Below are 12030 nucleotides of genomic sequence, written 5' to 3' on the forward strand. Positions count from 1 at the left end.
CCCCCCCCCCCCCCCCCCCCCCCCCCCCCCCCCCCCCCCCCCCCCCCCCCCCCCCCCCCCCCCCCCCCCCCCCCGCTACGGGGTCACCCCCGCGGCGACCGCGGCGGCCTGCGCTTCGCGGCATGCCGGCGCGGCGAGCGTGTCACGCGGGGGCGCAGGCGGGTTACCGCGGCTTCACGGCGCGGCTTGGCCTGGGCTGGGCCGCGGGCGAGATCCATCAGCATGCGTAGCGCCTCGACCACGGAGCGCTGTCGCACGGCGGTGCGGCCGATGGCGCCAAAGCGATGCTCGCGGTGGACGATGCGGCCGTCACGCGCGGCGGCTGCGAAGTGGACGAGGCCAACCGGCTTGCCTGGCGTGGCGCCGCCGGGGCCGGCTATGCCGGTGATGGCAACCGCAAGATCGACGCCGGCACGCTCCAGCGCGCCGACTGCCATGGCTGTCGCGGTCTCCTTGCTGACGGCGCCAAAATTCGCAAGCGTGCTTGCGTCGACCCCGAGCATCGCGCGCTTGGCATCGTTGGAGTAGGTGACAAAGCCGCGATCGATCACATCTGACGAACCGGGGATGTCGGTCAGCGCGCCCGCGACGAGGCCGCCGGTGCAGGACTCGGCGGTCGCGATCGTCAGCTTGCGCATCCGGCACAGATCGAGCAGCGAGCGGGAGAGGGCGCGTGCGTCGCTGCCGGCCATGGCCTAGACACTCCAGGGCAAGCGGATGGTGGCGCTCGCGGTGGCCGCGATGCCTTCCTCGCGGCCGGTGAAGCCGAGCCGCTCGCTGGTGGTCGCCTTGACCGCGACGCGGGAGATGTCGACGCCGGAAATCTCGGCGATGCGCGCGCGCATGGTGTCGCGCAAGGGACCGATCTTCGGCCGCTCGCAGATCATGGTCACCTCGAGATTGGCGATGCGGCCGCCGCGCTGGGTGACGCGCTCGATGGCGTATTGCAAAAACTGGTCGGAGGATGCGCCTTTCCACTTCGCGTCGCTGGGCGGAAAGTGCGATCCGATGTCGCCGTCGGCGAGCGCGCCGAGGATGGCGTCGACCAGCGCATGCAGGCCGACATCGCCGTCGGAATGGGCCAGGAAGCCCTTGGTGTGCGGCACGCGGACGCCGCAGATCATGAGATGGTCGCCCTCGCCGAAGGCGTGGACGTCATAGCCCGTGCCGGTCCTGATGTCGCCGAGCAGGCTGGCCAGCCGCGCTTCCTCGCGCACGAAATCCTCGGGAGTGGTGAGCTTCATATTGGCAACATCGCCTTCAAAGGTCGCAACCGTCAATCCCGCCCATTCGGCAATCGCGGCATCGTCGGTGAAATCGCTGCGCCCGTCCTTGGCCGCGCGACGATGCGCTTCGAGGATGACGTCGAAGCGAAACGATTGCGGCGTCTGTGCGATCCGCAACCGCGCCCGGTCCGGCGTGTCCTCGACATTGCCGTTCTCGCCGGTGACCTTGATGGTGTCGGTGACGGGAACGACGGGGATCGCGGCGCCGGTGCGGCTGGCCGCATCGATCGCGCGGGTGATCACGCCTTCCGAAACGAAGGGGCGCGCGGCGTCGTGGATCAGCACGATGTCGGGCTTGTGCCTGGCGAGCGCTTCGAGGCCGGCGAGGACCGAGGCCTGCCGGGTCGCGCCGCCATGGACCGGCGCCTCGTGGCTGAGCCCTGCGACTGCCGCGGTAAACATGGCGCTGTCGTCGGGGTTCACGACCGGCTGAACCGCGAACACGTCCGCATGACGGCTGAAGGCCTCCATGGCGCGATAGATCACCGGCACGCCGCCGATCTCGCGATATTGCTTGGGGCCACCGGCGCCTGCGCGCAGGCCGCGTCCGGCCGCGACGAGGACGACTGCGGTGCGCTGTGATTTCGCCATAGGACTCAAATACTCATTTGATGATGAAGAGAGTCGGGGGGTGGGGTGATTGCCGCATGCCTCTAGCACGGCAGGCCCGCAAAAAAAGGGGGTTTCCCTGGATTGTGGGAAACAGCATTTTGCTGCACTGCACTTGAAAGATCGGCAGAACTGTCTAAACTGTAGGCATGACGCTTGACTGCACAAGAATTGTGCGCAAGATAGGTCATGGCAGGCGCGATGAGGCGCTGCCAACGCAACGAGACCCCTGTGACCGGCTCGGCAGTATCTGGCTCTAAGCCATTGAAGATAGGCGATATTGATGTCGCCACCCCGGTCTTCCTGGCGCCGATGTCGGGGGTGACTGACTCGCCCGTCCGCCGGCTGGCCGCGGAGTTAGGGGCCGGTCTGGTGGTGTCCGAAATGACGGCCAGCGACGAACTCGCCAATGGCCATCATATGTCCCGGTTGCGCTGCGAAGCCACGGGCATCGGTCCGCACGTGGTCCAGCTCGCCGGCTGTGAGACGCACTGGATGGCGGAGGGCGCCCGGATCGCTGAAGCTGAAGGCGCCGACATCATCGACATCAACATGGGCTGTCCGGCCCGTCACGTCACCGGCGGCCAGTCCGGCTCCGCCTTGATGCGCGACCTCGACCACGCCGTCAGCCTGATCGAAGCGACGATCGCGGCGGTGAAGGTACCGGTGACCCTGAAGATGCGGCTCGGGTGGGACGATCGCACCCGCAACGCGCCGGAACTGGCGCGGCGCGCGCAGGCATCGGGCATCAAGCTCGTCACCGTGCACGGCCGCACCCGCTGCCAGTTCTACAAGGGCGAGGCCGATTGGGACGCGATCCGCGCCGTACGCGAGGCCATCTCCATTCCGCTCGTCGTCAATGGCGACATCACCACTTTCGAGAAGGCGCTTGCGGCGTTAGAGGCCTCCGGTGCCGATGCTGTGATGATCGGCCGAGGCGCGCAGGGCCAGCCCTGGCTGCCCGGCCAGATCGGCCGGCGCCTCAAGGGCGGGGCGGCGGAGGCCACGCCGTCGCTCGAGACGCAGCTGCATTATGTCCGCACGCTTTATGAAGGCGTCTGCGCGCTCTACGGCCTGCGCATCGGACTGCGGCACGCGCGGAAACATCTGGGCTGGGCCCTCGACGTCGCGGCCGATGTGAGCCGCGCCCCGGCCGGGAAGCTGAAATCCTGGCGCCAGAAAATCCTCACCTCGGAGGATCCGCGCCTCGTCCACCGGTCACTGCAAGATGCCTTCGACGACTTTGCATGGAGCGCCGCTGCATGAGCTCAGCCGCTGAACATCGTCGGCCCGTTGCGTCCGACAGCGATGCCATCCTGGACGCATTGCCCAATCCCATGCTCATGATCGGGCCGGACGGCAAGATCGTCGCCGCCAACATCGCGACCGAAGCCTTCTTCGATATCTCGACCCAGTTCTTGAAGCGGCAGTCGCTGAAAGAGCTGGTGCCGTTCGGCAGCCCGTTGCTGGCGCTGATCGACCAGGTGCGTTCGTCGAACGCGCCGGTCAACGAGTACAAGGTCGATCTGGGCACGCCGCGCATGGGCGGAGACCGCCAGGTCGATCTGCATGTGGCCCCGGTGACGGAACGGCCCGGCCATATCGTGGTGATGCTCCAGGAGCGCTCCATCGCCGACAAGATGGACCGCCAGCTCACCCATCGCAGCGCCGCGCGCTCGGTGATCGCGCTCGCCGCGATGCTTGCGCACGAGATCAAGAACCCGCTCTCCGGCATCCGCGGCGCGGCGCAGCTCCTGGAGCAGCAGGCCTCTTCGGAAGACCGCATGCTGACGCGGCTGATCTGCGACGAGGCCGACCGCATCGTGACGCTGGTCGACCGCATGGAGGTGTTCGGCGACGAGCGCCCTGTGGTGCGCGGCCCCGTCAACATCCATTCGGTGCTCGATCACGTCAAACGGCTGGCGCAGTCCGGCTTTGCCCGCAACATCCGCTTCGTCGAGGACTACGATCCCTCGCTGCCGCCGGTGCTGGCGAACCAGGACCAACTCATCCAGGTGTTCCTCAACCTCGTGAAGAATGCGGCCGAAGCGCTGATCGACGTTCCCGACGGCGAGATCCAGCTCACCACCGCATTTCGTCCCGGCGTGCGCCTGTCAGTCCCCGGTCAAAAATCCCGTGTATCCCTGCCGCTCGAATTCTGCGTGAAGGACAACGGACCAGGCGTGCCGGACGATCTTCTGCCCAACCTGTTCGATCCCTTCGTCACCACCAAGCAGACCGGCTCGGGTCTGGGTCTCGCGCTGGTCGCAAAGATCATCGGGGATCACGGGGGCATCATCGAATGCGAATCTCAGCCGCGGAAGACCACCTTCCGCGTGCTGATGCCGATGTATTCCACATCGGTGAAACATGCCGATCAAAGCAGTCGCGACGGCTCTGCCGGGAAGTCGTCGTCTGCGTCACAGGGGGCAAAATGAGGATTAACGATGCCCGCAGGTAGCATTCTCGTTGCTGATGACGACACCGCCATCCGCACGGTTCTCAATCAGGCACTTTCGCGCGCCGGCTACGAAGTGCGGCTGACCGGCAATGCCGCGACGCTGTGGCGATGGGTCAGCCAGGGGGAGGGCGATCTCGTCATCACCGACGTGGTGATGCCCGACGAGAACGCGTTCGACCTGTTGCCGCGGATCAAGAAGATGCGGCCGAATTTGCCTGTCATCGTCATGAGCGCGCAAAACACCTTCATGACGGCGATCCGCGCCTCCGAGCGCGGGGCGTACGAATATCTGCCAAAGCCCTTCGACCTGAAGGAGCTGATCGCCATCGTCGGCCGCGCGCTGGCCGAGCCGAAGGAGCGGGTCTCGACGCCGAACGAGGACGCCGAGATGGAGGCGATCCCGCTGGTCGGCCGCTCGCCGGCGATGCAGGAAATCTATCGCGTGCTGGCGCGCCTGATGCAGACCGACCTCACCGTGATGATCACGGGCGAATCCGGTACCGGCAAGGAGCTGGTGGCGCGGGCGTTGCACGACTACGGCAAGCGCCGCAACGGCCCGTTCGTCGCGGTCAACATGGCGGCGATCCCGCGCGACCTGATCGAGTCGGAACTGTTCGGCCACGAGCGCGGCGCCTTCACCGGCGCCAACACCCGCGCCTCCGGCCGGTTCGAGCAGGCCGAGGGCGGCACGCTGTTCCTGGACGAGATCGGCGACATGCCGATGGAGGCGCAGACCCGCCTGCTGCGCGTGCTTCAGCAGGGCGAATACACCACGGTCGGCGGCCGCACCCCGATCAAGACCGACGTGCGCATCGTCGCGGCGTCCAACAAGGACCTGCGCGTCCTGATCCAGCAGGGCCTGTTCCGCGAAGATCTGTTCTTCCGCCTCAACGTCGTGCCGTTGCGGCTGCCGCCGTTGCGCGAGCGCATCGAGGATCTGCCGGATCTCATCCGTCATTTCTTCGCGCTGGCCGAGAAGGACGGACTGCCGCCGAAGAAGCTCGACGCGCTGGCGCTGGAGCGGATGAAGCAGCACCGCTGGCCGGGCAACGTGCGCGAGCTCGAGAACCTCGCCCGCCGTCTCGCGGCGCTCTATCCGCAGGACGTGATCACGGGCTCGGTCATCGACGGCGAGCTGGCGCCACCCACCGTCAGCCCGGGTGCCGCAGTCCAGCATGGCGTCGACAATCTCGGCGGCGCCGTGGAAGCGTATCTCTCCTCGCACTTCCAGGGCTTCCCGAACGGCGTGCCGCCGCCGGGCCTCTATCACCGGATCCTGAAGGAGATCGAGGTGCCGCTGCTCACGGCCGCGCTCGCGGCGACCCGCGGCAACCAGATCCGTGCCGCCGATCTGCTCGGCCTCAACCGCAACACCCTGCGGAAGAAGATCCGGGATCTCGATATCCAGGTGTATCGGAGCGGGGGCTAGCCTTCCCGCACCCGACGGTGGCTCAGCTCCCCTATCAAGCGGAGCTGAGCCTGTCCGGTTCGCGTTGGCCGTTGTGGCTGACGCGGTGAGCAGAAGTCTCGATGGGACCGAAACGTTCCTCCGGAACATTCAAACGCTGATTTCAGCCGCGGGACGCGGCGTCACACCTATCTGACAAACCGGCCTGAGACCTGTATTGCGCTGGCGACGTTCGCATTGGGCTCCTGCACCCCGAGACCATTGACCAGCAGATCCGCCGCCACGATCAGCAGCAGCACGGCCGACACCATCATTGCGAGAAAGAACTTGTGCATCCCGGTCAAGCCGTGAGGGCTGGAATCCGTTCCGGCATCCGGCATGTCGCTGTGGATGCGCGGGTCGGTCGCGGCGGTGGCGCCGCGGAATTGTCGCAATTCGGCAACAATGTGGTACGAATACATCAGTATCCGCCCCGCGCGGACCTCCGTTTTCAGCACCCATTGCCGGAATGACCAGCGCAGACACCTCGGCCGCATCCTTTGACACGGCCCCAGCAGAAGAGCCCCGGCGTTGGTCGGCGCGACGCTGGCTGGCGCCCTTTGCCGTGGCGCTGGCGCTGCTGTCGGCCTTGCTTACCTTCCTGGTCCTGACCGGCCTCACCAGCATCGAACTGACGCCGCAAGTTGTCCGTTCGTTCTACCTGAGCAACGCAGCCACCATCCTACTGCTGGTCGGCATCATCATCCGCGAACTCTGGCAGCTGATCCTGGCGCGACGGCGTGGCAGGGCGGCGGCGCGCCTCCATGTCCAGATCGTCAGCCTGTTCTCGATCGTGGCGGTGCTGCCGGCGGTGCTGGTCGCCGTCGTCGCCAACGTCACCATCGAGCGCGGCCTCGACCGCCTGTTCTCCGGCCCGACCAAGGAGGTGATCCAGAATTCGCTGACGATCGCGCGGGCCTACATGCAGGATCATGCGCAGCTGATCCGGGGCGACATCCTCGGCATGGCCAACGACATCGCCCACGCGCGCCCGCTCTATGACCAGGATCGCCGCTCGTTTCGCGAATTGCTGACGTCCAGCGCCGCCTCGCGCAATCTGCCGGGCGCGATGATCATCGACAAGAACACCAACATTCTCGAATCCGCAGACACCGGCATGCGGCTGGCCTATTCGCCGCCGGCACCGGACTTCCTCAGCAACGTCAACGAATCCGAGCCCGAGATCGCTGTGCTGCCCGATGCGAGCTACGTCGCCGCGGTGGTCCGCTTACGCGCCTTCAGCGACACTTTCCTCTACGTCGCGCGGCCGCTCGATCCGAATGTCGTCAACCAGCTCAAGCAGACCGAGGTCAGCGTCGCCGAATACGCCCAGATCGAGTCGCGCCGGCTCGGCATCCAGGTCGCCTTCGCGCTGATGTTCGCGGTGATCGCGTTGACCATCCTGATGGCCTCGGTGCTGATCGGCCTCAACTTCGCCAACTCGCTGGTCTCGCCGATCCGGCGGCTGATGAACGCAGCCCAGACGGTCTCGACCGGCGATCTCCATGTGAAAGTGCCGGTGCACCAGTCGGAAGGCGACCTCGCCCAGCTGGGTGAGACCTTCAACAAGATGACGGAGGAGTTGCGCAGCCAGCGCGACGAGCTCGTCAACGCCAGCGACCTCATCGACAGCCGCCGCCGCTTCATCGAGGCGGTGCTGTCGTCCGCGAGCGCCGGCATCATCGGCGTGGATAATTCAGGCAGCGTCGGCATTCTCAACCGTTCCGCCGAAAAGCTGATCGGGCATTCGGAAGCCGAGACGCTCGGCCATCCGCTCTCCGACGTGCTTCCCGAGCTCGAAGAGATGATGAAGACGGCGCGGGAAGGGACCCAGCGCCTGGTGCAGGGGCAGATCACGATCACGCGGGACGGGCAGGAGCGCAATCTGTCGGTCCGCGTCAGCGCCGAGAAGACCAGCCAACCGCACGACAGCTACATCATCACGCTCGACGACATCACCGAGCTGGTCTCGGCGCAACGCACCTCCGCCTGGGGCGACGTCGCGCGCCGCATCGCGCATGAGATCAAGAACCCGCTGACCCCGATCCAGCTCTCCGCCGAGCGCATTCGCCGCAAATTCGGCAAGGACATCACCGAGGGCAAGGACAAGCAGATCTTCGAACAGTGCACCGACACCATCGTGCGCCAGGTCGACGACATCCGCCGCATGGTCGACGAGTTCTCGCGCTTCGCGCGGATGCCGAAGCCGGTGATGGAGGGTGAGGACGTCGCCGACGCAGTGCGCCAGGCGGTGTTCCTGATGAAGGTCGCCCATCCCGAGATCGATATCGAGGCCGAGTTCAGGGAAGACCCGCTGCGCGCCCAGTTCGACCGGCGGCTGATCTCGCAGGCTGTCACCAACATCGTCAAGAACGCCACCGAAGCGATCGAGCAGGTCCCCCTGGAGGAGCTCGGCAAGGGCCGGATCGACGTCGTGGTCTCGCGCGAGGGCGAGGACGTGCTGATCGACGTCGTCGATAACGGCATCGGCCTGCCCAAGGTGGCGCGCTCGCGCCTGCTCGAGCCCTATGTGACGACACGCGCCAAGGGCACCGGCCTCGGGCTCGCGATCGTCGGTCGCGTGCTGGAAGACCATGGTGGGCGCATCGAACTGAAAGATGCCTCGGACTTCCGCGAGGGACAGCGTGGCGCCTGGATGCGGATGCGTTTTGCGATCTCCGGCGCTCCCGCGAAGAGCGAGGGGGCCGAACCGCCGGCCGCGGCAACGGCCAAGCCGGACATCGGCGAAACGGCCACGCAATCCGTCAAGGATCCGGAAACAAAAGAGGCGGCCGCCGAAACCAAAGAGCCGGCTGAAAAGACCAATGATTCAACAAAGATCGAAGCCTCAACAGGCAGCTGAGAAAACAGGCGACCCATGGCAAGTGAAATTCTGATTGTCGATGATGAGGCCGATATTCGGGATCTCGTTGCGGGCATCCTCGAAGACGAGGGCTTCGTGACCCGGACCGCGCGCGACAGCGATACGGCGCTTGCCGAGATCGCCAACCGCAGGCCGCATCTGGTGTTCCTCGACATCTGGCTGCAGGGCTCCAAGCTCGACGGCTTGCAGCTTTTGGAGCAGGTCAAGAAGGACAACCCCGATCTGCCGGTCGTGATGATCTCCGGCCACGGCAACATCGAGACCGCGGTCGCCGCGATCAAGCGTGGCGCCTACGACTTCATCGAGAAGCCGTTCAAGACCGACCGGCTGATCCTGGTCGCGAACCGTGCACTGGAGAACTCGCGGCTCAAGCGCGAGGTCAAGGAGCTGAAGCAGCTCGCGCCGAGCGCAAGCTCGCTAGTCGGCCGCTCGCCCAGCATGAACCAGCTGCGCCAGACCATCGAGCGTGCGGCCAAGGCCAACAGCCGCATCCTGATCGTCGGTCCCGCCGGTGCCGGCAAGGAACTGACCGCACGCACGTTGCACACCGCCTCGGGCCGCGCCGACGGCCCCTTCGTCGTCATCAACGCCGCTGCGATCACACCCGAGCGGATGGAGCACGAGCTGTTCGGCATCGAGCAGTCCAACGGCGAGCACGCGCGCAAGCCCGGCGCGCTCGAAGAGGCCCATGGCGGCACGCTTTTCATCGACGAGATCGCGGACATGCCGCGCGAGACACAGAACAAGATCTTGCGCGTGCTGGTCGAGCAGTCGTTCCAGCGCGTCGGCGGCAATGGCAAGGTGCAGGTCGACGTCCGCATCATCTCCTCCACCGCGCGCAACCTCGAAGAGGAGATCGCGGCGGGTCATTTCCGCGAGGACCTCTATCACCGGCTCTCGGTGGTGCCGATCCGCGTGCCCGCATTGTCGGAGCGACGTGAGGACATTCCGGAATTGATCGACTACTTCATGGAGCAGATCTCCGCAGGCAGCGGCCTGCCCAAGCGGCAGATCGGGCAGGACGCGATGGCGGTGCTGCAGTCGCATGTCTGGCCGGGCAATGTGCGCCAGCTCCGCAACAACGTTGAGAGAGTCATGATTCTGGCCGCGGGCGGGCCGGAGGTCATCATCACTGCCGACATGCTGCCGCAGGACGTCGGCTCCATGGTGCCGGCGATGCCGACCAGCAACAATGGCGAGCACATCATGGGCCTGCCGCTGCGCGAAGCGCGCGAAGTGTTCGAGCGCGACTATTTGATTGCACAGATCAGCCGTTTTTCAGGAAATATTTCTCGCACGGCCGAGTTTGTTGGCATGGAACGCTCGGCACTGCACCGGAAGTTGAAGGCGCTCGGCGTCGGCTAACGCTGCGACGTCGTTGGAATAGGCGAGGAAAATCATCGATTTCCGTAGTTTTTCGGGGCAATACGGCATGGGCTGCCGCGTGAAGCGGCTTGCCTAATAAGCCTACCTGTCCTCTAATTGAACCGCTGTCCCTCCGAGGGGGATCTCATGAGGGACGGCAACCGGACGAGGACCCCGAATTTTCAAAAGAGGGCCGAAACCGGCGCAATAAAAAGAAACTCAAAGCGAGAAAAAAACAATGGCGGCAGACCGCGCACAAAACCTGCAGGACACCTTCCTTAATCACGTTCGCAAAACCAAAACGCCACTGACGATCTTTCTGGTCAACGGAGTGAAGCTCCAGGGCATCGTGACCTGGTTCGACAATTTCTGTTTGCTGCTTCGGCGCGACGGTCACTCGCAGCTCGTCTACAAGCATGCGATCTCGACCATCATGCCGGGCGCTCCGATCCAGCTGTTCGAAGGCGGCGAGGACCAGCCGGCTTGAGAGTGATCTGATTGGAACCCCGGAATTTCGACGGGGATGCCGACCGTCCGCGGTCGACAGGGGGTACGCAGACGGGGCGGGTGCTTGTCATCGGTCCCTATTTGCGGGTGCGCGCAGGCAGTGCCGACGCGCAATCGGAAGCTCATGTCCTGCGTGACGCGGAAGCCCGGCTCGACGAAGCCGCCGGCCTCGCGCGCGCGATCGATCTCGTCGTTGCCGACGCCATCATCGCGCCGATCAACCAGATCCGCCCAGCGACCTATATCGGCAAGGGCAAGGTCGAGGAGATCGCCGCGCTCGCCAAGAGCCTCGAGGTCGAGCTCGTGGTGATGGATTGCGCGCTGGCGCCGATCCAGCAGCGCAATCTCGAGAAGGAGTTGCAGGCAAAGGTGCTCGACCGCACCGGCCTCATCCTGGAAATTTTCGGCCGCCGCGCCAAGACCAAGGAAGGCTCGCTCCAGGTCGAGCTCGCGCATCTCAACTATCAACGTTCGCGCCTGGTGCGCTCATGGACCCATCTCGAACGCCAGCGCGGCGGCTTTGGATTCATGGGCGGTCCCGGCGAGACGCAGATCGAAGCCGACCGCCGTCTGATCCAGGAGCGCATCTCCAAGCTCGAGGGCGAGCTGAAGAAGGTGCAGGCCACGCGGCGCCTGCATCGCGCAGGTCGCCAGCGCGTGCCGTACCGCGTCGTGGCGCTGGTCGGCTACACCAATGCCGGCAAGTCGACGCTGTTCAACCGCCTGACCCGCGCCGACGTGCAGGCCGCCGACATGCTGTTCGCCACGCTGGATCCGACGCTGCGTGCGCTCACCCTGCCGCATGGTGGCAAGGCGATGCTGTCGGACACCGTCGGTTTCATCTCCAATTTGCCGACGCAGCTCGTCGCCGCCTTCCGCGCCACGCTCGAGGAGGTGCTGGAGGCCGACGTCATCCTGCACGTGCGCGACATCTCGCACGACGACGCCGAGGCGCAGCAGAGCGACGTCGACGCCGTGCTGCGCCAGCTCGGCATCAATCCCGACGACTCAGGCCGCATCATCGAGGTCTGGAACAAGATCGACCGTTATGGTCCCGAACAGCGCGAAGAACTTTTGAACATCGCCGCGCGCAGGCCGGAGGATCATCCGGCGATGCTGGTGTCCGCCGTGTCGGGCGAGGGGGTCGACGCACTGCTCGCCGCGATCGAGGAGCGCTTGGCCGCCAAGCGCATCACGCTCGACCTCTCCATCGATGCCTCCGACGGCGCCGGGATCAGCTGGCTGCATCGGAATTCCGAAGTGCTGGCGAAAGAGCTGCACGACGGCCGTTTTGATATGACGGTGCGGGTCGACGAGACCAAGCGGGACATCGTGGTGAACAGGTTCGATGCGGTGCCGCGTCTGTCCGCGTAAATGTTGTCGTCCCGGCGAAGGCCCTAGGGCATGCACATATCTCTAAGGCTCCATCCTGCTGCAACGGCGTGGAAGTATTCGAGGCCGTTTTTGAAGG

10 protein-coding genes are annotated in these 12030 nt (G+C 65.5%); 7 read left to right on the forward strand and 3 right to left on the reverse strand.

Annotated features, from left to right (window positions below; genetic code table 11):
• Positions 1–83 precede the first annotated feature (83 nt).
• Positions 84–692 (reverse strand): CinA family protein, encoded by a 609-nt coding sequence (locus AC0L2J_RS33815; protein ID WP_063996368.1) that lies wholly within the window; start codon positions 690–692, stop codon positions 84–86.
• Between the two features lie 3 nt (positions 693–695).
• Positions 696–1877, reverse strand: coding sequence for a bifunctional 2-C-methyl-D-erythritol 4-phosphate cytidylyltransferase/2-C-methyl-D-erythritol 2,4-cyclodiphosphate synthase (locus AC0L2J_RS33820; RefSeq protein WP_473249093.1), 1182 nt, complete (start codon positions 1875–1877; stop codon positions 696–698).
• Positions 1878–2159: 282 nt separating this feature from the next.
• Between AC0L2J_RS33820 and dusB the strand changes: the two genes are divergently transcribed.
• From dusB to ntrC, 3 genes are read left to right on the forward strand one after another with little or no spacing between them, the layout of a single operon-like run.
• Complete coding sequence (dusB, locus tag AC0L2J_RS33825; protein WP_035974108.1) at positions 2160–3161, forward strand: tRNA dihydrouridine synthase DusB; 1002 nt, start codon at positions 2160–2162, stop codon at positions 3159–3161.
• On the forward strand, positions 3158–4333 hold the full coding sequence (locus AC0L2J_RS33830) for a two-component system sensor histidine kinase NtrB (RefSeq protein WP_473249091.1): 1176 nt from the start codon (positions 3158–3160) through the stop codon (positions 4331–4333). Before dusB ends, AC0L2J_RS33830 begins: the two co-directional genes overlap by 4 nt.
• 9 nt (positions 4334–4342) lie before the next feature.
• The gene (ntrC, locus tag AC0L2J_RS33835; protein ID WP_027566921.1) at positions 4343–5785 is read left to right on the forward strand and encodes a nitrogen regulation protein NR(I); all 1443 of its coding nucleotides are present in this window, start codon (positions 4343–4345) and stop codon (positions 5783–5785) included.
• A 167-nt stretch (positions 5786–5952) separates the two neighbouring features.
• On the opposite strand, the gene AC0L2J_RS33840 is transcribed toward ntrC, so the two are convergent.
• Positions 5953–6225: a histidine kinase gene (locus tag AC0L2J_RS33840; RefSeq protein WP_473395876.1), complete on the reverse strand. Its 273-nt coding sequence runs from the start codon at positions 6223–6225 to the stop codon at positions 5953–5955.
• Between the two features lie 47 nt (positions 6226–6272).
• On the opposite strand from AC0L2J_RS33840, the gene AC0L2J_RS33845 reads away from it, so the two are divergent.
• The 4 genes from AC0L2J_RS33845 to hflX all read left to right on the forward strand — a co-directional run bounded on the left by AC0L2J_RS33845 (position 6273) and on the right by hflX (position 11933).
• Positions 6273–8666: a sensor histidine kinase gene (locus tag AC0L2J_RS33845; protein WP_473395877.1), complete on the forward strand. Its 2394-nt coding sequence runs from the start codon at positions 6273–6275 to the stop codon at positions 8664–8666.
• A gap of 15 nt (positions 8667–8681) precedes the next feature.
• Positions 8682–10052, forward strand: coding sequence for a nitrogen assimilation response regulator NtrX (gene ntrX / locus AC0L2J_RS33850; RefSeq protein WP_007591127.1), 1371 nt, complete (start codon positions 8682–8684; stop codon positions 10050–10052).
• A 238-nt stretch (positions 10053–10290) separates the two neighbouring features.
• A complete protein-coding gene (gene hfq, locus AC0L2J_RS33855; protein ID WP_007591126.1) occupies positions 10291–10539 on the forward strand; it encodes an RNA chaperone Hfq in 249 nt (82 codons plus the stop codon).
• An 11-nt stretch (positions 10540–10550) separates the two neighbouring features.
• Positions 10551–11933: a GTPase HflX gene (hflX, locus tag AC0L2J_RS33860; protein WP_473395878.1), complete on the forward strand. Its 1383-nt coding sequence runs from the start codon at positions 10551–10553 to the stop codon at positions 11931–11933.
• Positions 11934–12030 lie beyond the last annotated feature (97 nt).

This window comes from Bradyrhizobium sp. MV1.5 (genome assembly GCF_055807615.1).